The following is a 19,392-nucleotide window of genomic DNA, read 5'->3' on the forward strand; positions in this document are numbered from 1 at the left end:
GTTGGTCAGGTTTATGGAGGTTTTAGGGAATGGGGGGAATGTGGGGCTGTGGCATTTCATCTTCCGTCCAGTCCTGTGCAGCCCATTCGGCGCGCATGCGTGTGGCTGTGGTGTCCAGATTTTTGTCCATAATAGCCTGACGGATCTGGCGCATGAGGCGCTGATAGTAGGCGATATTATGCCATGTGAGCAGCATTGGCCCCAAAATTTCGTTCGCGCGGAACAGGTGGTGCAGATACGCGCGACTGTAGCGTGTGCAGGCCAGACAGTCACAATGGGGGGAAATGGGGCGGGCGTCCGTGGCGTGGCGGGCGTTGCGCAGGTTGAGCGTACCCCGCTCGGTATAAGCCCGTGCCGTGCGGCCCGCGCGTGTGGGCATGACGCAGTCAAACATATCCACCCCGCGCTGCACGCTGCCGAGCAGGTCGTCTGGCGTGCCAACCCCCATAAGGTAGCGTGGTTTGTCAGCCGGCATGATGGGGGTTGTGGTGTCCAGCGTTGCAAACATAAGCTCCTGCCCTTCGCCCACCGCCAGACCGCCAATGGCGTAGCCTTCAAACCCGATATCGGTCAGGGCCTTTACACTTTCGGCACGCAGGTCGGTTTCCGTACCGCCTTGCACAATGCCAAACTGGCCGTAACCCGCGCGCAGCACATACGCCTCGCGCGAGCGGGCTGCCCAGCGCATGGACAGGCGCATGGAGGCGGCAATGGCCTCGGGTGGGGCGGGGAGTGCGGGGCATTCGTCAAAGCACATGGTTATGGTGGCATCCAGATCATGCTGGATGCCCGTTGAGCTTTCAGGCGTTAGCCGGTGCTCCGATCCATCAATATGGGAGCGGAAGGTCACTCCATCCTGGTCCAGCCGCCGCAATGCCCCAAGGGACATAACCTGAAAGCCGCCCGAATCGGTCAGAATAGGGCCGGACCAGTCCATAAAGCGGTGCAGCCCCCCTAATGCGCGCACCCGTGCGGCACCGGGGCGGAGCATAAGGTGGTAGGTGTTGCCCAGCACAATGCCCGCCCCTGTGGAGCGCACGGCGTCCATGGTCATGGCCTTGACCGTGCCAACAGTGCCCACGGGCATGAAGGTTGGCGTGGCCACGGGGCCGTGGGCTGTGTGCAGCATGCCCGCGCGGGCGGCGCCATCAGTACTTTCACAGGTCCAGTGGAAACGGCTCATCGGGTGGTCCTTGTGGGGTAAGGCTGTGGAGGGCGGGAGTGTTTTTTTTAACTGGCGTGGATGCTGTTTGCGCATGTGAGCAGACAGGCATCGCCATAGGAATAAAAGCGGTAGCCGGTGTGCAGCGCATGGGCATAGACCGCTTTGGCCCGTTCCTGCCCCGCAAAGGCGCAGACCAGCATGAACAGGGTGGAGCGTGGCAGGTGGAAGTTGGTCATGAGCACATCCACAGCCCGAAAACGGTAACCGGGACGGATGAAAATGGCCGTCTCCCCCGCAAACGGGTGCACAACGCCGTGCTCATCCGTAGCACTTTCCAAAAGGCGCAAGGTGGTGGTGCCAACGGCAATAATACGCCCCCCCGCCGCCCGTGTGGCGTTAATGCGTGCGGCCGTTTCGGGCGTGATAACCCCGTGTTCGGAATGCATGTGGTGGTGTGCAATATCATCCGCACGCACGGGCAGGAACGTGCCAGCCCCGACATGCAGCGTTAAGGTGCATCGCTCGGCCCCTGTGGCATCCACTGCGGCCAGCAGGTCTGGCGTAAAGTGCAGCCCGGCGGTGGGGGCGGCCACAGCCCCTTTGTAACGCTCAAAAATGGTGGCGTAGTCCTTGCTGTCCTGCGCCGTGGGGCCATTGGGGCGGTGGATGTAGGGGGGGAGTGCCAGAGCGCCCGCTGTTTGCAAAAACGCATCAAATGCATCTCCCTCGCACGAAAAGCGCAGGTTTGCCCCGCCTCCGGGTTCGAGTGCCATAACCTGTGCCGTCTGGTCTGAATGGGGGAAGGTGAGCGTATCTCCCACTTTCAGGCGGCGGGCATTGCGCACCAGTACGTGCCATGTGCCATCGGGGCGGATCTGGTCGAGCGTTATGCCAATTTTGGCCTCTCCGCGCAGGGCATGGAGCTGTGCGCGAATGACCGCCGTGTTGTTGGCCACCAGCAGGTCCCCCGCGCGCAGCAGGGCTGGCAGGTCGCGCACATGGCGGTCCACCAGTGTGTGCGGCGCGGTTGCATCCAGCAGGCGTGCGGATTCACGCGGGCGGGCAGGCTCCTGCGCGATCAGGGCGTCGGGGAGGTGGAAGTCAAAATCTTCGGTGCGGTTGCTCATGGTGTGCCGGGTTTACGCAATAGGGCAGCGCAATGCCAGAGGGAAAGGGAGGTCTGCCTCCACGCCACGGGGCTTGCGCATATGGCTACGGAAGGCCAGATTCGGTGTGGAGAGGCCACAGCCAGTTCCGCTTTGGCCCATAGTTTACGTAAGGAGATGTCCCGGTATGTCCTATGCTCTGCTTGATGCGGCCCGTGTGGCCAAGGCTTCTGGTGTTTCGCTCGGTGTTCTTAAAACCAGTGAGGAAACATCCGAAACCCATGTTCGCAAGGTGATCATGATTGAACGGATTGAAGCGCTGGCCAGTGCCGCCGCCGAATCCGGCGAACGTGTGACCCTGACATCCGAAGAGTTCTGGCTGATCAGCAAGAACTGGTAAGGGGAGCGTCCGCCATGGCGTTTGTTCTGACAAGTCCGGCTTTTGCCAATGGGGATGTGCTGCCGCAGGCCCAAGTTTACAATGGTATGGGCCAGAGCGGGCAGAATCTTTCTCCCCCGCTTCAGTGGCACGGCGCGCCACAGGGAACAAAGAGCTTTGTGGTTACGGTCTATGACCCCGATGCCCCGACTGGCTCTGGCTGGTGGCACTGGGTTGTGGTGAACCTTCCCCCCACCACAACATCCCTGCCTCAGGGAGCGGGGTCGGGTACGGCCAGCCTGCCAGAAGGGGCCGTGCAGGTTCGCACCGATTTTGGCGCACCCGGCTATGGCGGGGCCGCACCACCCGCAGGGCATGTGCACCGCTATGTGTTTACGGTGTACGCGCTGGACGTGCCAAAGCTGGACATAACACCCGATGCAAGCCCGGCACTGGTCGGGTTTATGGTGCACCACCACAAGCTGGGGGCGGCCAGCCTGACCGCCCTTTACGGCAGTCAGTAACCAACACTGGCGCGCAGTACACGGCCAGCCTGTGCGGGGCTGGCCGGTCAGGCCGTTGGCGGGTTGGGTTTTGTGGTCCGGCGTGGGGTGTGGACTGCCAGATCGTGCAGCACATCGGCCTGGGAGGCCAGCATAGCGCCAGCCGCAATGCTCCCTGCGGGCATGACCAGCACGGGTGCTCCTTCGTTCATAAACCGGACGGACAGGCTGCTCCAGCGGGGTAGAATAAAGTGGCGCAGCATTTGCGCCAGCGCGCAGCGGTCCATGGCGGTATGGACCGTGCTTTTGGGCGTATAAACGGTGTTCAGGTAATCATTCATAAACGCGGCAATAGCGGGCAGGCGTTCAGGCTCGCCAAAATAGGCTGTATCCGTGCCAATACCCCACGGCGTGCCGTGGCTCTGGCGACCATCATGGTTGAAGAGTGCCAGGTCAAACCCGTAAGTGGCGGTGTTTTTGAGCGTGCGCAGCAACGTGGCTGTATTGGCGGGAAAATACCCCGCGCAATCCCCCGTCATGACCGGGCAGCGGAACCGGGCCACAATGTCTGGCAGCACAAGGTAACGTAATGCGGGTTCTAATGCCGTATCCCGTTCGGCGGTGGGGCCATGGCCAAAGCTCAGGCGCAGGCTGGTGGCGTATTGTTCCAGCCAATCGGCAATGGTGCGTAAAAAGGCCAGTTGCTCGGTATTGGGGTTGGCAACGCCAATGCAAAGCTGCACCGGCCCGCTTGAGCGGTCCTGCCGGTAGGCTTGCAGCAAGGACAGGATAAGGCCGGGCAGGAGGTGAAAATTCGCACTGTCACACGCAAAAACAAGGCAGAGCGCGGGTGGTGTGCCCGCCGGGCTGAACCGCCATTCCCAGCGTGAGACACCCGTGCGGTCCGGTATGGCGCGGCTGGCCATCTTGTTGCATTCCTGCGCGCTCAGCCACGAGAAAATTCCCGCATTATCGGGCGAGGGCATGGCCCCTTCCTGCAAGGCAAGGCGGCGGGCAATGGCGTAGTGGGCATCGGCTTCGGCCATAAGTCCGGCGAGCCAGCTTGTGTGGCCCATGGCGGTTTCGGTCCACCAGCTCAGGCCGTTCAGGCGGGCTTCAGTTTCCAGCAGCCGCAGGTCCGTGGCGGTGTTGAGCCGCTGGTAGGCGTTCTCGAACAGCATGGCGTATATCTGGCGGATGTCCGGGCCGTTTCTGGCGGCCAGCCGCATGGGCACCAGCAGGGTGTCAAACCGTTCATCAAAGCCGGGAAGGTCGTGCTCGTACAGCATGTCGGGCACCAGCAACAGTGCGTCCTCCCCTTGCCGCAGGCGGGTCAGGAGTGCGGGTAGCGTGGCTGAAAAATCCTGCTTGGGGTAGCGCTCGCGCAGGGCCACGGCCAGCAGGTCGGCTGCGCGCGCGTGGTCATGCAGGCGCAGGGCAATAAGGGCCTGCAACCACACCAGATCGGCCATTTGCGCAAAAGACTGGGCATAAACCGCAAACTGCATGCCCAACTCCCCCTGCCCGCACTGGCAGCAGAGCTGTGCCAGACCAATACATGGGGCAATGGCCGAAGGGGTGATGCTGAGTTTAAGAACCTGTTCGCGCACGTCCTCCACCGTGGCCCATGGGCTGAGTGCGCGGCGGAATGCACCAACGTCCAGCAGTTCGGTCACGTTTTCGAGCAGGTTTTCCAATACGCGGGAGGGGCACGCGGTTAGCGTGACCTTCTGGGGGGCGGTAGTGCTCCAAAGGGTGAGTGTGTCGGCCCGCAATTCTGCCTGTAGCTGCTCCACCGGCCATGTATGCGGGCCAAGGCGTAGCTCATGGCCCGTGCAGGTCGGCTGCCCCACAAAGGTGCGGCCATCATGCCATGTGCCCCGCAGCAGGGTGCGCAGTAGTTCGGCCAGTTCGGGGGTAATGAGCAGAAAATGCTCCCACGTGGCGCACAGGGGCACGGCGTCAAACTGTGTGGGGCTTCTGCTGGAAAGATACGCGTTGCCTGCCCGGAGCGCCACAAGGGGGCGTTGGGCAACGGTGGTTATGGGTTGGGCACGCACAAAGGCCCCGCCGGGGGCGAGCGCGTTGTGCTGCGCGTCCAGCGCAACGGGGGTGGTGGTACGGTTTGTGCCCGCCGTGGGGCAGAGCGGGTGCAGGCGCTGGCCGGTAAAGCCGACCAGAGCGCCATGAAAAGAGAGAAGATAAAACGCCATGCCGACCCCGTTGGTTCAAGCGGCACACCCGGCACTATGGCGGTTAAGGTCCGCCTGCCGGGGTGTGCCTGTTCAGGACACCGCTTCAAGCAGGGCGGGCAGGTAGTGCTCCAGTTTAACGCGCACGGGCATAAGATAGGCCGAACCCTTATCACGGTTCAGTTCGCGCAGGACGGTCTGGGCAAAAGCAATGTTGGATTCAAGCGTTGTCGAAAAATCCTTGGGGAACACAATATGGTTTGTGGTTTCCCAATAAGAACGCGAACGTGGACCAATAACGGGGGAAAGGCCCCAGAACACGTCCTCGCCTTGCAACCATTCGCGGCACAGGTCGAACAGTTTGTAGTCAAACACGGGCTGGGTAAAAAAACCGCAGGCTCCGGCTTCTTTTTTGCGGGCTATGTCCTCCAGTTCCTTCCACGGTGCGCGGCGGTAGGGGTCGAACGCGGCATAGACCTTAAGGTGCGGCGCTTCCTTGCGGTAGCGGCGGATAATGCTTTCCGTGCTGTTGGGGTATGTGCGCATGGACAGATCGGCCGGAGGGTCTCCGTGTATGACCAGAATTTCCTCCAGACCGTCCTGCCCGGCACCGGGCAGGGGGGCGTGGGGGGCTATGTCTATGGCGCGGATGTGCGGAATAACGTGCGCAAAGTTTGGGCGTAGCAGGGCGGCGGCCTCCCAACTCCGTAGGGGAAAGCGCATGAGGTCAGGCACGTTGAGCGTATCTGCTACGGGAAAAACCGCTTGAACGGTTTGCAGGTCCTGCGTCAGGGCTTCGGTGGAGCGGGGGATCAGTTCAACGCACAGGCGGTTCAGGCTCATTCGGTTTTTCCCTCGATCTGCATCTGTGCCGCCGTAAGCGTGTTTTTGAGCAGGCAGGCAATGGTCATGGGGCCAACACCACCCGGCACGGGGGTAATGCGCCCGGCGACCTTTACGGCCTCATCAAACGCCACGTCACCGACAAGGCGGCTTTTACCACTTGCAGTCTGGGTGCGGGTAATGCCCACGTCAATAACCGTAGCACCTGGTTTGATCCAACTGCCCTTGACCAGTTCGCGGCAGCCGGTAGCCACGACCAGAATATCCGCCTCGCGCGCAAGGGCTGCTGTATCACGCGTGTGAATATGGGCAATGGTGACCGTGCAGCCTTCTGCCAGCAGCAAAAGCGCCATGGGTTTGCCCACAAGGTTGGACGCGCCAATAACCACGGCGTGCTGGCCTTTCATGTCGCCCAGCTGGTCGCGCAGGAGCATCAGGCAGCCAAGGGGTGTGCAGGGCACAATGCCGGGCAGGTCCACGGCCAGACGGCCTGCGTTGACCTCACCCAGACCATCCACATCCTTTTCAGGCACAATGGCGTTGGTAATGCGGCGGGCATCCAGCCCTTTGGGCAGGGGGAGCTGCACCAGAATGCCATGAATTTCCGGGTCGTTGTTCAGTCGCCCGATCAGGGTGAGCAGTTCTGCTTCCGACGTGGTTTCGGGCAGCATGTGCATAAAGGAACGCATGCCCGCATGGTGGGTCTGAATGGCCTTGTTTTTAACGTACACCTCGCTCGCCGGGTCGTTGCCGACCAGAATAACGGCCAGTCCGGGGGTTACGCCATGCTGGTCATGGAAGGCCAGAACATCCTCACGGATCTGCTGGCGCACGGTTGCGGCAAAAGCCTTGCCATCAATCAGGCTGGCCTGATGTTCGGGGGGGAGGGAGGTGGATGTGCTCATCAGTGCCAGTCCGGTCGCATCAACAGGTGGAAAAAGATCACGCGGGCATACGCAAAAAAACGCGTGCCGACAATGTTTGCAGCCCTTTTGTCCGTTTTTTGGGGGGCTGGTTCAAGGGGCGGTGTTACGGGCTTTGGGGCGGGAGGTCCTGCCGATAGGGGGTTAGGGTGTTCAGGGCCTGGGCCTCGGCCTGTATGGCCGGGCGTTCGGCTTGCAAAAAACGGTCCACCGCATCGCGCAGAGCGGGGTTTTGCAGCCAGTGTGCGGAATGGGTGAGGGTGGGCACATAGCCACGCTGGATTTTGTGTTCGCCCTGTGCCCCGGCCTCCACACGTTGCAGACCGTGGGCAATGGCAAAATCAATGGCCCGGTAATAGCAGAGTTCAAAATGCAGGAAGGGCCAGTTGCCCGTGCACCCCCAGTTGCGGCCATAGAGGGTGTTTGTGCCCATCAGGTTCAGGGCTGCGGCCACAGGGGTTGTGCCGTTGCGCGCCAGCATCAGCACGACCCGCTCCCCCAGACGTTGCGCCATGAGCGGAAAAAAGTCCTCGCTCAGGTAAGCGCTCCCCCATTTGCGGTCGATGGTGTTGCGATAAAACTGGTAAAAAGCCTGCCAGTCCGCCTGCGTTATGCTGGCTCCCTGCCGGGTTTCAAACGTCAGGCCCGCGTTATTGGCATCGCGCCGTTCGCGTTTGATGCTTTTGCGTTTGCGGGCGGAGAGTGTGGCTAAAAAATCGTCAAATGTTGCGTAGCCGTTGTTGTGCCAGTGGTACTGCAGGCCAAGGCGGGGCAGCCAGCCGCGCTGGTGCAGCACGGTGCTTTCCGCTTGGGTGCAGAAAGTCACATGGGCGGAGGACAGGCCCGTATCCGCGCAGATCTGGCGCAGGGCGTCCGCCATAACGGCGGCGGTCTGGGGCGGGGCATTCGGGTGGAGGAGTAGCCGGTGGCCGGGGGCGGGGGTAAAAGGGACCGCAATCTGGAGCTTGGGGTAGTACTGGCCCCCTGCTGCCTCAAACGCGCGTGCCCAGCCCTGATCAAACACGTATTCGCCCCATGAATGGCCTTTAAGGTAGGCGGGGCAGACAGCGGCCAACTGACCATCTGGGCCGTGCAGGCAGACATGCCGTGGCACCCACCCGCTTTTAGGCCCTGTGGAGCCGCTGTCTTCCAGTGCGGTTAAAAACTCGTGGCTGATAAAAGGGTTGTCCGGCCCCGCACACTGCGCCCATTCCCTTGCGGGAATGTCGTGCATGCTGTTGTGCAGGGTAACGGACCAGTCAGCCATAAGGTTTTTTCCGCTTGGTCAGGCGATCTCGAACAGACCTTCCACTTCCACCGGGGCATCCAGCGGTAGGGAGGGCACACCAACGGTGGAGCGGGCGTGGCGTCCTGCATCTCCAAACACGGCAACGGCCAGATCGGACGCCCCGTTCATGACGGAAGCATGGGCCGTAAAGTCTGGTGTGCAGGCAATAAAGCCGCCCAGACGCACAACGCGCTTAACGCGGGAGAGGTCACCCACGGCGGCTTTGACCTGTGCAATCACGTTGATCATGCTGTAACGCGCGGCTTCCACCGCTGTTTCCACACTCACCGCATCTCCCAGCTTGCCGGTGGCGAACAGCTTGCCATTGTGCAGGGGCAACTGGCCAGACACCACAAGGAGCGAACCTGTTTGTACACAGGCCACATAATTGGCCACAGGGGCTGCGGGTGTGGGCAGGTCAATACCCAGTTCGGCCAGACGGGATTGGGGAGTGCTCATGGCGGTTTGTTCCGTTCCTTGTAAAAAAAAACCGGGGCCTAGCAGACCAGACGCAGGTTGCGCCGTGGGCGTGTGGGCTGTGTGTCGTCCCCTTCGGGCAGGTCCAGCGGGAGGAGCGGGTCCGGTTCGGACGCGCTGTCCTGATGGGGGCCGTCGGGCAGGCGTCTGTCCAGATAGGTGTCGGACAAAGCCCTGAACGCATAGTCCAGCATGGAAGTGGCATAGGACGCAACCGGGTCGCCCTCCACCGTGCCTGCGGGGCCAAAGCAGGAATAGGCAAAGTTTTCCACGTAGGCTTCCAGCGGTGCCCCATATTGCAGGCCAATGCTTATGGCATCGCCAAAGCTTTCCATCAGCCCGCGCACCATTGGACTTTCCCGCGTGGGGGTAAGGGACAGCTCACCCAGTGTACCATCCTCGTATTCTCCCGTACGCATGAACAGGCGGTGGCCCCCAATGGTGGTTTTTTGCGTAAAACCTCCATGCCGTGCGGGCAGAATCCGCCGCATGCCCCGTTCCAGTTTGAGTTTTACGGGGGTGGGCAGTGTTTCGGGGCGGGCGGGCATGCGGTCTGCAAAGCCGGTCAGCGCACGGTACATGGCCAGATGCGCCTTGGGGCCGGGCTGGGGCAGAACAGTCTCGCCCGCAAGGGCTGCTGCCAGAGCGGTTTCCACCGTAAAGCCGCGCACGTCCAGCCGTTGGCGTGTGCTGCTGGCCAGCCTGCCATCTGGGCGGAGCATGGAAAACACGGGGGCCAGCCCGCAGGCTTCCACGCCCAGTAGCCCATCTATGGGGTTGGGGGTGGAAAAACCTGTTTCAATCGGGGCTACGGGCGCATCGGTTTCCACCGCTGCTTCGTTCCAGACCGCGCGTAGGGTCTCGCCCAGCCCGGGCAGTACGGTGCGTACGGGGGGCAGGGGCAGGGACTCCGGCCCCCGTCCGGCGTGGGCGGTCAGCGTGGCCAGTGCGGTAATGGCGCAGGCGGCGGCGCGGCCATCCTCGCTATCATAATCCAGACCGACCCCAGCCAGACAGGCATCCATGTTGGTCAGCAGGATGTCTCCTGCTGTTACGGCCTGCATGGGGGGGGCGTCTGTTCCGGCGGAGGGGGCGGGTACAAACAGGTCGGGCAGCAGCAGGTCGCCATTGCGCTGGTCCGCTTTGTTCAGCGCTGTCTGGCGCAACACCGCGCAGATGAGCTTGAGGGCTGCAACAAAGGTGCGCGCGGCAAACCCTTCCCCGGGGGAGACAAAGGCGGCCAGATTGACCACAAACCCCGCCGGGCGGTCGAACGCGCAGTGCCACACGGCTTCCACCGGGGCCGCCTGGCGCGTAAGCAGCAGCCAGACCAGTGATCGGGCCGACGCTTCGTCCGGGGCAAGGGCCGTGATCCACCGCGACGCAAGCGTGGGCAGGTCGATCGGGCCATCGCCCGGCATAAGCTGGGCGAGTGCGGACGCTGTGTCCACATCCCACTCTGCGGGCAGGGTTACGGAGCGGAGCGGTGCGTCCGGGTCTGCTGCGGCTTCCAGTGTGCTCATCAGCACACCGTTCCAATGGCGTCTGGCTGTTGTCATGGCGCCATGTTACCGCTGCGCGCACTGGCGGCGTAACCCGACAAAACACGTTCGAGGCCCGGTTATCACCCTGCAAAATGAGGATATGGGGGATAACTTTTGCCATCCCTCTGCTCGCGCGCGGTTGATCGGGTGGTTTGCGATAAAACATGGACCGCAGGCCATGCGGAGTCCTATCATCTTCCCATGGCAAATTTCGGAACATGGCTGCATACGCGCCGGAAGGGTCGGCTGTTTGGCAAGGATGCCGATGGCCGCTGTTATTACGAATCAACCGGCCCGGCCCGAAAGGGTGGCGGCACGGAGCGCCCCGAACGCTGGGTGATCTACCTTAAAGGGGAGGATGCCTCCGCCGTGCCGCCCGAATGGTGGGGGTGGCTGCACCATACGCTGGATGCTCCCATTGCGGCAGCGGAGCGTAAGCCGTGGCAACTGCCGCACCAGCCCAACATGACCGGAACCGCACAGGCCTACCACCCGCAGGGTAGCCTGTACGCAACCGGCCAGCACCCGCCCGCAACCGGCGATTATGAAGCATGGACGCCCGAGGGTAATCCAGAGGCGTGATTTGCGGCCCATTCCCTGTTAGAGTGGTCTCTCTCATCAGGGAGTGTACGTAGTTTATGGCATCGGCAATGGCGGAAAAATCACGGCGCAGTCTGGCGGAGCTTCTGACTGGCACAGCCGTGCTGGTGGCTCTGGCGGGTATGCTGGCCGCAGCAGTGGTCGGCGAAGGCCGCAAAACAGATACGGTGGGGTATCAGCTTGGGGCTGACTTCTCGCACGTGGATGGGTTGAGTGTTGGCTCGGATGTGCGGCTGGCCGGGGTCACAATCGGCACCGTGCAGAGCGAGAGTGTAAACCCGCAAACCTTCAAGGCGCATGTGGTCTTTACCGTGCGCCCGGATATCCACCTCTCGGCGGATACAGCGGCTATTATTACCAGCGACAGCCTGCTGGGCGGCAAATACATAGCCCTCTCCCCCGGTGGGGATGACAAAACCCTGTCAGCAGGGGCCACCATTAGCCAGACTCAGGGTTCGATCAGTCTGGAACAGCTCCTGAGCAAATTTATTTTCTCTGTGACCGATACACTGACCCGCGCCAACAAGGGTGCCGCAGAAGGCCAGAGTGGGGGTAGCGGCGCAGACCTGCCCTGAAACAGACATAAAAGCAGTTTAGTAAGATTTAAGTATGATTGAGGCGGACAGAATGACGGCGTTGCGCATATGGCCGCAAGAAGACGGGCAGCCTGTTACGTGTCAGGAAAAACTGCGGATGCTGGAAGAAAACTGGCAGGAAATACAGCAGGTTCTGACTGACGCGTTTGAGGATGCAGTGCTGATGGGGGTAAGTGAACAGGTTATGCGTGAACGTCTGGCAGAGCTTGTGGCATCGCTTTCGTCCCCCAAGGTGGTCGGGGCATGACAGTGCTGGTCTGGGGGCGGTGCTCCCGTCTGCTGGTAACGGGTCTGCTGGCTTTTGCCAGTTATGGCGGGGCGGTATGGGCTGCGGGTACACCGCTGGCCCCTCCCGCTGTTTACCCCGCAGGTACATGGCAGGGTAAAGGCACGGCCGTTGTGCGTGTTCTGGACCGGTTGGATGCCCATGTGGAGGTGTTGTCCGTGCCGGTAGGGGGCGAACCCACACATTATAAAAATCTGGACATTCTGGCCCGTCGTTGCCTCCAGCGCCCCCCAACCCGTGCCCCCGATGCCGCCGCATGGCTGGAAATTCAGGATACGCACCCCGGAGGGGCAACCTTTAGAGGCTGGATGCTGGCCGCCGAGCCGGGGCTTGGGGTGCTGGAAAGTTCGGTTTACGATGTGCGGATGGTCAAGTGCGGAGGGGATGATATGGCCCCGTTCCTGCCTGCCCTGCCCAAACCCGTAGCCCCCCCGCCCTTGCCAGAAGCGGCTCCGGTTGAGGATGGCACGGCCCTGCCAGCAGGTACGCCTGCCCAGCCCGACCAGCCGGGAATTGCGGCCCCCGTTGCCCCCGCCCGCCCTGCCGCGCCGGATAACGCCAATCCGTTCCAGCCGGAAAGTGATGGGACGTATTAAGACCCGGATTTGAAGAATTCCTGATCATTACTGTAGCGCCATAGGTGCATATGGGTTTTGCCCGGCGCTACAGGCAGACAATAAAAGAGGTGCATTGTGTTTGGTTCCTCCTTTGCGCAGGACGGCCGTTTTAAAATTCCCCCTCTGAGCCAGACAGCATTTTTGCTGGATTTTGATGGTACACTGGTGGACATAGCCCCAACACCCGAATCCGTGGTGGTCCCCCCCGATCTGCTGGAAACCCTGACCCACTTGCGCAATGCCTGCGGAGATGCGCTGGCAATTATCTCGGGTCGGCCGATCGAGCAGATTGACCAGTTTTTAGGCGATGTTCCGTTTGCTGTTGCAGGCGAACATGGTGTGGCCATTCGCCACCGCCCCGGCGGGCCTGTTGAGCGTGCCGTGCTGCCCACCATGCCGCAACGCTGGCTGGTACAGGCGTCCGACCTGCTGGCAACCCTACCGGGCACGCGGCTTGAGCATAAGCAGGGTGGTTTTGTGCTGCACTACCGCGCTGCCCCCGAAAAAGCGGAAGTCCTGCGCCAGACGGCGGAACGCTGGATTAGGGAATCCGATGGTGCGTTTACGCTCCAGCCTGCCAAAATGGCGTGGGAAATCCGCCCGACCGGGGTGGATAAAGGCTATGCCGTGTCCGTGCTGATGGAAACCGCACCCTTTGCCGGGCGTAAGCCTGTGTTTGTGGGGGATGATGTTACGGATGAGGACGGCATGGCGGCTGTCCACCGCATGGGGGGCGCTTTTTTCCGCATTCCTGCGGATTTTCCAACACCGGCGGTGTTCAGGGCCTGGCTGGCATCCCTTGTTGCAGGTAGGGGGTGAGGCATGCAAAGGCTGGTCATTGTTTCCAACAGGGTGCCAGCAGTACGTGACCGCAAACAACCAGCAGGCGGTCTGGCTGTAGCACTCAGGGCCGCCATTCAGGACCGCCCCTGTTTGTGGTTTGGCTGGTCTGGTCAGCAGATAGGTGGAGATGGGGCGGACAGGCCCCTTGGTGTGGATACGGTTGGCAATGTAACCTACGCCACCATAGGGCTGACCCAGAAGGAATATAACGGGTTCTATCAGGGCTATTCCAACGGTATTTTGTGGCCGCTATGCCATTACCGTGCAGGGCTGATGAACTATAGCCGGCATGACCAGCAGATTTATGCCAGCGTGAACACCCTGTTCGCCACCAGACTGGCCCCCCTGCTTGAGCAGGACGACATGGTGTGGGTGCATGATTACCACCTGTTCCCATTGGGAAAAGCCCTGCGGGATTTGAAAGTCAAAGCACGGATTGGCTTTTTTCTGCATATTCCCTTTCCACCATGGAGCCTGATGCGCTCCCTGCCAGAAGCCCCGGCCCTGCTGCGCGCCCTGCGTGCGTATGATGTGATTGGCGTGCAGACCGAAGATGATGCCCGGAATATGAACGAGGCGTTCTCGGTCTTGGGTATTCCCGCCAGAGCGCGCGTTTTTCCCATAGGAATTGACCCGGACAGTTTTGCGTCCTGTGCGCGTGCGGGCCAGACTCTGCCACAGGTGCAGCGCTTACAGCAGGACCTGCGCGGCATGCCGCTGATTATTGGTGTGGATCGCATGGATTACTCCAAAGGTCTGCCAGAACGGCTGCGTGGGTATGATACGTTCCTCAAACGCTACCCGGAATATCGGGGTAAGGTTGCGTATCTCCAGATTACGCCCGTCTCCCGCGGGAGTGTGCCCGAATACCAGAGCCTGCGTGCCGAGTTGGACCAGATTGTAGGGCATATTAACGGCACCTATGGTGAGTTCGACTGGACCCCCGTGCGCTACCTGACCCACCCGCTCCCGCGTGAACTGTTGGCGGCTTTTTTCCAGCTTGCCAGTGCAGCGCTCGTAACCCCCCTGCGGGATGGGATGAACCTTGTCGCCAAGGAATATGTGGCCGCCCAGCAGCCTGATAATCCGGGTATGCTTGTTCTGTCCCGTTTTGCAGGTGCGGCGGCGGACATGGAGGATGCGCTGCTGGTCAACCCCCATGACTCGGACGAAATTGCAACAGCCCTGCACAAGGCGTTAAGCATGTCCGGCTCCGAGCGGCGGGTACGCTGGGAGCGATTGCGCACGGAAGTATGGCGGGTTACCGCAGCAAGCTGGGCGCGGTCATTTATCGCGGCGTTGTCTGAGGTCAGAACAGCATGAAAAAACCCATGCGGCTGAGTACGGTTGCATTGTTTATGATTCTGGCTGGTTTTGCAGCCCTTGGCGTTGCGTGGTGGACGCAGCACGAACTTGGCATTATGCCGTGCGAGCTATGCCTGTGGGAACGCTGGCCGTGGCGTGTGCTGATTGTGCTGGGGGTTATGGTGCCTGTGCTGCCAGCCCGGCTGGGGCGCGGCGTATTGTGGCTATGCGCGCCTGTTCTGCTTGTGGCGGAAGGTCTTGCAATCTGCCATGCCGGTGTGGAGTGGAAGTGGTGGCCCAGCCCGCTCCCCGCCTGCCATGCCGCACACGTTGTGGGGCGCACACTGGCGGAACGCTGGGCCTCCATGCCGCTTATGCCATCCAAACCGTGTGATGCACCAACCTATTTAATACCCGGCCTGCCTGTTTCCATGGCGGTTATGGGGGGCATGTTTGCCTGTGCTGTGTTTGTGGCATTGTGCGTGGGGCTGGTACGGAGCAAAAAAATCCGCCGGTTCTGATGGATTGTCAGATTGGGGTGTGCAGGTGGCGCCAAAACTGGCGTGTAAAACCGATGGCCTGTATTTAAGAAATTTCTTTATCAGGTCTTTTTGTTTTTCAAGGGATTGCCGGATGGAGAAAAAACACTCTGTACTGCAATCGGGTTTTAGCTCTGCTTTTGTGCCTGCATAATGCTTTGTGTTATTGTATACAGGCGTGCGCTGGCTTTTGTGCCAAGCTGGCTGATTTCTTCATAACTAAACCACCGGACTTCCCGCGCATCATCCCCGGCAACGGGAGTGGTCAGGGCTGGTTGGGGTTCGGTGCAGAGCACAGCCAGAATAAGGTAATGAAAAGCCAGTGTGCCATCAGGTGCGTAGTGGATGCTGTCAAACACATCCACAAGGGATGTTGCCTGTGCCTGTAAGGATGTTTCTTCCATAAGTTCGCGTTCGGCAGCACGAAAAAAAGTTTCCCCCCCTTCTACCTTGCCGCCGGGAAAACCCCACAGCCCCGCATCGGGTGCATTGGCGCGGCGGACCAGCAGAAAATGACAATCACGGCGCACAATAGCCAGCACACCAGCACGAGGAAACACAGAAGGGGTGTGAGCGTTCATGGTCGTGTAGTGTAGGGTGCCGTGCATACAGGTCAACCCATCTTTGCTGTAAAATACTGCATCTCTATCCAGATGCGGTGTTTAGTGGGTAAAGTGTGGCAATAGCGCCGTAAGCGGCCTGTTGAAGAAAAACGATAGTCAGGGAGAGTATGACGTGACGGCGGAATTTATAAAAATTGAGGGTATTCCCAAACCGGCCTCGCGTATTGCTTTGGGCACATGGGCCATGGGTGGGTCCATGTGGGGCGGGCCTGATGATGATAACGCGGCAAAAACAGTAGATAAAGCGCTCGATGTTGGCATAAATCTGATTGATACAGCTCCAGTCTACGGGTTTGGTCATTCGGAGGAAATTCTGGGTAAGGCGCTCGAAGGGCGGCGTGACCGGGTTGTGCTGGCTACCAAGGTGGGGCTGAACTGGCAGAATGGTCAGGTGTTCCGCGATAGCAGAAAAGCACGGATCGAGGAGGAGCTGGATGCATCGCTCAAGCGTTTGCGCACAGACCATATTGATCTTTATCAGGTGCACTGGCCAGACCCCAAAACCCCGTTTGAGGAAACCGCGCGCGCATTGGAAAAAAGCGTGCAGAATGGCAAGGTCCGCGCCCTCGGGCTGAGTAATTTTTCGCCTGAGCAAATGGACGAGTTTCGCAAATTTGCACCGGTTGCGGCCATTCAGCCACCGTACAATGTGTTTGAGCGCGAGATTGAAAAAGATAGTCTGCCATATGCGATTACGAACAAACTGGTGGTTCTGGCCTATGGCCCGCTGTGCCGCGGTCTTCTGTCAGGCAAAATGACGGCGGATCATGTGTTTACCGGCGATGACCTGCGTAAGGTGGACCCCAAGTTCCAGCAGCCGCGTTTCAGCCAGTATCTGAACGCGGTTGAAGGGCTTAAAACCATTGCGGAACAGCACGGCAAAAGCCTGCTTGCATTGGCCATCCGCTGGGTGCTGGACCGTGGGCCAACCATTGCCCTGTGGGGTGCCAGAAAGCCCGAGCAGATTACGGGTGTGCAGGACGCTTTTGGCTGGACACTGAGCAAGGACGACATGGCCGCTATTGACGCCATTTTGGACAAGACCATTACCGACCCCGTGGGGCCAGAGTTTATGGCGCCTCCTGCGCGGTCATAAGCGGGGTCGGGTTTCCTCCTGCCGCTTTGGAAGGAGGGGCTGCCATAATGGTAGGCGGTGGTATGCCCTGCTGTGGCCCTATGGCAGGGCTTGTCCCGCCATTGTGTGTGTTCGCAACGGCTGCTCCCTTGCATAGGGGAGCAGAGTTGACCATCTTGTGGGCATGGGTGCTTCATCTTCTTCGACCGTGCCGCCGTCGCGCGGCAAAAAACGGCCTTCTCTGAGCGAACGGGCTGCCAGCCTGCCGCCAGTAACCTTTGTGCCGGAACAACAGGCGGCCCGTCCGCGCCTGCGCAGGATGGAGGTTGTCTCCGAATATGATCCCGCAGGTGACCAACCGCAGGCGATCAGGGAACTTGTGGCGGGCGTGGAAGGAGAGGAGCGCGATCAGGTGCTGCTCGGCGTGACCGGTTCGGGCAAGACCTTCAGCATGGCCAAGGTGATAGAAGCCACCCAGAAGCCAACCCTTATTCTGGCCCCCAACAAAACACTGGCCGCGCAGCTTTATGGGGAGATGAAACAGTTTTTCCCCAATAACGCCGTGGAGTATTTTGTTAGCTATTACGACTATTACCAGCCCGAAGCCTATGTGCCGCGCTCGGACACGTATATTGAAAAAGATAGCCAGATTAACGAACAGATCGACCGTATGCGCCACGCCGCCACACAGGCGCTGCTGGAGCGCAATGATGTCATTATTGTTGCCTCGGTCTCGTGCATTTACGGTATTGGCTCGGTCGAGACCTACTCACGCATGGTGGTCAAGCTGGAGTTGGGGGGCGAGATCGACCGTGACAAGCTGATCAAAAGTCTGGTGGAACTGCAATACCGCCGGAACGATGCCGCCTTTGCACGGGGTGCGTTCCGTGTGCGGGGGGAAAGTGTTGATATTTTTCCCGTGCAGAATGAGGACCGGGCGTGGCGTGTCTCCCTTTTTGGCGATGAGGTGGACGGTATTATCGAGTTTGACCCGCTCACGGGGGACAAAACGGCTGATTTGCAGGAAATTACCATTTACGCCAACAGTCACTACGTAACGCCCCGGCCAACGCTCAATCAGGCCATAAAAGGCATAAAGCACGAACTGCGCACACGGCTGGACCAGTTTACAAAAGACGGCAAGCTGTTGGAGGCCGAAAGGCTGGACCAGCGCACTACGTTTGATCTGGAAATGCTGGAAACAACAGGTGTGTGCAAAGGAATTGAGAATTACTCACGCTACCTGTCCGGGCGCAAACCGGGTGATCCGCCACCAACCCTGTTTGAATACCTGCCCGAAGACGCCTTGCTGATTGTGGATGAAAGCCACGTAACCGTGCCCCAGATTGGGGGCATGGAACGCGGAGACTTTGCGCGTAAATCCATTTTGTCAGACTTTGGGTTTCGGCTTCCCTCCTGTCTGGATAACCGGCCGCTCAATTTTGCGGAATGGGACAAATTTCGGCCACAGACCATTTTTGTCAGCGCAACCCCCGGCCCGTGGGAAATGGAGCGCACGGGCGGTGTGTTTGCCGAACAGGTTATTCGCCCCACGGGTCTGATCGACCCTGTTACCATTATCCGCCCCGTGGAACATCAGGTGGATGACCTGTTGGCCGAGTGCCGCGAGACCATAGCCAGGGGGAGCCGTGTGCTGGTAACCACCCTGACCAAGCGCATGGCCGAAGACCTGACCGATTACATGAATGAGGCTGGCATTCGGGTGCGCTACCTGCATTCGGATGTGGATACGCTGGAGCGGATCGAAATTATTCGTGACCTGCGCATAGGGGCCTTTGACGTGCTGATCGGCATTAACCTGCTGCGTGAGGGGCTGGATATTCCCGAATGTGCGCTGGTGGCTATTTTGGATGCGGATAAGGAGGGCTTTTTGCGTTCACGCACATCGCTCATCCAGACCATAGGCCGTGCTGCGCGTAACGTGGATGGCCGTGTGCTGCTGTACGCAGATAAAATGACCGACTCCCTGACCTACGCGGTGGAAGAGACCGCACGCCGCAGGGAAAAGCAGATGGCATGGAACGAGGCGCACGGCATTACCCCCCAGAGTGTGCGCAAACATATTGGCGATATTGTCGGTTCCGTGTTCGAGCAGGATTACGTGACCATTGCCCCGGATGAGGATACCGGGGTGGCCGAGTTTGTGGGGCAGGATCTGGGCGCCACCATTGCCGGGCTGGAAAAGCGGATGCGGGATGCCGCAGCCGAACTGGAGTTTGAAACAGCAGGCCGCCTGCGGGATGAAATTAAAAGGCTCGAAGCCCTGCAACTTGGTTTGGATGCACCACTCCCCCCGCCCAAAACCGGGCAGGGCGCGGGGCGCAGGGGGGCCGGAAAAGGCCAGCAGGTGCCGCGCCCACTGGGGCCGGGTGGTGGTGGGTATGAGCCAAAACCCGGTAAGGGCCGCAGTAAACGGCGCTCGTAACGGCGGGGCCTTGTTTATGCCGCGTAACCCTTCTACCGTTTC

20 protein-coding genes are annotated in these 19,392 nt (G+C 60.2%); 11 read left to right on the forward strand and 9 right to left on the reverse strand.

The genetic code is table 11. The features are described from left to right. Window positions 1-22: 22 nt before the first annotated feature. Window positions 23-1,183 (reverse strand): tRNA guanosine(34) transglycosylase Tgt, encoded by a 1,161-nt coding sequence (gene tgt, locus AABE20_RS08950; RefSeq protein WP_338332736.1) that lies wholly within the window; start codon window positions 1,181-1,183, stop codon window positions 23-25. 47 nt (window positions 1,184-1,230) lie between these two features. Then, window positions 1,231-2,292: a tRNA preQ1(34) S-adenosylmethionine ribosyltransferase-isomerase QueA gene (gene queA / locus AABE20_RS08955; protein WP_338332737.1), complete on the reverse strand. Its 1,062-nt coding sequence runs from the start codon at window positions 2,290-2,292 to the stop codon at window positions 1,231-1,233. 166 nt (window positions 2,293-2,458) lie between these two features. Between queA and AABE20_RS08960 the strand changes: the two genes are divergently transcribed. Both AABE20_RS08960 and AABE20_RS08965 read left to right on the forward strand, forming a co-directional pair. Beyond that, entirely contained in the window at window positions 2,459-2,671 is a 213-nt protein-coding gene (locus tag AABE20_RS08960; RefSeq protein WP_338332738.1) for a hypothetical protein, read from the forward strand. Window positions 2,672-2,685: 14 nt separating this feature from the next. Next, the gene (locus AABE20_RS08965) at window positions 2,686-3,174 is read left to right on the forward strand and encodes a kinase inhibitor (RefSeq protein ID WP_338332739.1); all 489 of its coding nucleotides are present in this window, start codon (window positions 2,686-2,688) and stop codon (window positions 3,172-3,174) included. Between the two features lie 47 nt (window positions 3,175-3,221). Here the strand turns inward: AABE20_RS08965 and AABE20_RS08970 are convergent, their stop codons facing one another. From AABE20_RS08970 to AABE20_RS08995, 6 genes are all read right to left on the reverse strand, one after another. Beyond that, the gene (locus AABE20_RS08970; RefSeq protein ID WP_338332740.1) at window positions 3,222-5,366 is read right to left on the reverse strand and encodes a hypothetical protein; all 2,145 of its coding nucleotides are present in this window, start codon (window positions 5,364-5,366) and stop codon (window positions 3,222-3,224) included. 72 nt (window positions 5,367-5,438) lie between these two features. Beyond that, a complete protein-coding gene (locus AABE20_RS08975; protein WP_338332741.1) occupies window positions 5,439-6,188 on the reverse strand; it encodes a methylenetetrahydrofolate reductase in 750 nt (249 codons plus the stop codon). After that, window positions 6,185-7,093 carry a bifunctional methylenetetrahydrofolate dehydrogenase/methenyltetrahydrofolate cyclohydrolase gene (locus AABE20_RS08980; RefSeq protein ID WP_338332742.1) on the reverse strand — a complete coding sequence of 303 codons (909 nt, stop codon included), beginning with the start codon at window positions 7,091-7,093 and terminating at the stop codon, window positions 6,185-6,187. The genes AABE20_RS08975 and AABE20_RS08980 overlap by 4 nt, the downstream gene beginning before the upstream one ends. Before the next feature lie 124 nt (window positions 7,094-7,217). Further along, the gene (locus AABE20_RS08985) at window positions 7,218-8,378 is read right to left on the reverse strand and encodes a GNAT family N-acetyltransferase (RefSeq protein ID WP_338332743.1); all 1,161 of its coding nucleotides are present in this window, start codon (window positions 8,376-8,378) and stop codon (window positions 7,218-7,220) included. 18 nt (window positions 8,379-8,396) lie between these two features. Continuing rightward, window positions 8,397-8,858 (reverse strand): RidA family protein, encoded by a 462-nt coding sequence (locus AABE20_RS08990; RefSeq protein WP_086646354.1) that lies wholly within the window; start codon window positions 8,856-8,858, stop codon window positions 8,397-8,399. Window positions 8,859-8,896: 38 nt separating this feature from the next. After that, window positions 8,897-10,435, reverse strand: a complete 1,539-nt coding sequence (locus tag AABE20_RS08995) for a TSCPD domain-containing protein (protein WP_338332744.1) — start codon at window positions 10,433-10,435, stop codon at window positions 8,897-8,899. A gap of 186 nt (window positions 10,436-10,621) precedes the next feature. On the opposite strand from AABE20_RS08995, the gene AABE20_RS09000 reads away from it, so the two are divergent. The 7 genes from AABE20_RS09000 (at window position 10,622) to AABE20_RS09030 (ending at window position 15,188) form a co-directional block, all read left to right on the forward strand. After that, window positions 10,622-11,002 (forward strand): NADH:ubiquinone oxidoreductase subunit NDUFA12, encoded by a 381-nt coding sequence (locus AABE20_RS09000; RefSeq protein WP_338332950.1) that lies wholly within the window; start codon window positions 10,622-10,624, stop codon window positions 11,000-11,002. 56 nt (window positions 11,003-11,058) lie between these two features. Then, a complete protein-coding gene (gene mlaD / locus AABE20_RS09005) occupies window positions 11,059-11,595 on the forward strand; it encodes an outer membrane lipid asymmetry maintenance protein MlaD (RefSeq protein ID WP_338332745.1) in 537 nt (178 codons plus the stop codon). A gap of 34 nt (window positions 11,596-11,629) precedes the next feature. After that, complete coding sequence (locus AABE20_RS09010) at window positions 11,630-11,863, forward strand: hypothetical protein (RefSeq protein WP_408740826.1); 234 nt, start codon at window positions 11,630-11,632, stop codon at window positions 11,861-11,863. Next, entirely contained in the window at window positions 11,860-12,498 is a 639-nt protein-coding gene (locus AABE20_RS09015) for a DUF2155 domain-containing protein (RefSeq protein ID WP_338332746.1), read from the forward strand. The genes AABE20_RS09010 and AABE20_RS09015 overlap by 4 nt, the downstream gene beginning before the upstream one ends. A 96-nt stretch (window positions 12,499-12,594) precedes the next feature. Further along, window positions 12,595-13,338, forward strand: a complete 744-nt coding sequence (otsB, locus tag AABE20_RS09020) for a trehalose-phosphatase (RefSeq protein ID WP_338332747.1) — start codon at window positions 12,595-12,597, stop codon at window positions 13,336-13,338. A 3-nt stretch (window positions 13,339-13,341) separates the two neighbouring features. Continuing rightward, window positions 13,342-14,685 (forward strand): alpha,alpha-trehalose-phosphate synthase (UDP-forming), encoded by a 1,344-nt coding sequence (locus AABE20_RS09025; protein WP_338332748.1) that lies wholly within the window; start codon window positions 13,342-13,344, stop codon window positions 14,683-14,685. Beyond that, the gene (locus AABE20_RS09030; protein ID WP_338332749.1) at window positions 14,682-15,188 is read left to right on the forward strand and encodes a disulfide bond formation protein B; all 507 of its coding nucleotides are present in this window, start codon (window positions 14,682-14,684) and stop codon (window positions 15,186-15,188) included. Before AABE20_RS09025 ends, AABE20_RS09030 begins: the two co-directional genes overlap by 4 nt. 146 nt (window positions 15,189-15,334) lie before the next feature. Here AABE20_RS09030 and AABE20_RS09035 read toward each other — a convergent pair whose 3' ends face one another. Then, window positions 15,335-15,823: an NUDIX hydrolase gene (locus tag AABE20_RS09035; RefSeq protein WP_408740828.1), complete on the reverse strand. Its 489-nt coding sequence runs from the start codon at window positions 15,821-15,823 to the stop codon at window positions 15,335-15,337. Window positions 15,824-15,941: 118 nt separating this feature from the next. Between AABE20_RS09035 and AABE20_RS09040 the strand changes: the two genes are divergently transcribed. Beyond that, window positions 15,942-16,925 carry an aldo/keto reductase gene (locus AABE20_RS09040; RefSeq protein WP_338332751.1) on the forward strand — a complete coding sequence of 328 codons (984 nt, stop codon included), beginning with the start codon at window positions 15,942-15,944 and terminating at the stop codon, window positions 16,923-16,925. Between the two features lie 163 nt (window positions 16,926-17,088). Then, entirely contained in the window at window positions 17,089-19,350 is a 2,262-nt protein-coding gene (gene uvrB / locus AABE20_RS09045; protein ID WP_338332752.1) for an excinuclease ABC subunit UvrB, read from the forward strand. Window positions 19,351-19,392: the final 42 nt, after the last annotated feature.

This window comes from Acetobacter zythi (assembly GCF_963921165.1).
Classification (GTDB): domain Bacteria; phylum Pseudomonadota; class Alphaproteobacteria; order Acetobacterales; family Acetobacteraceae; genus Acetobacter.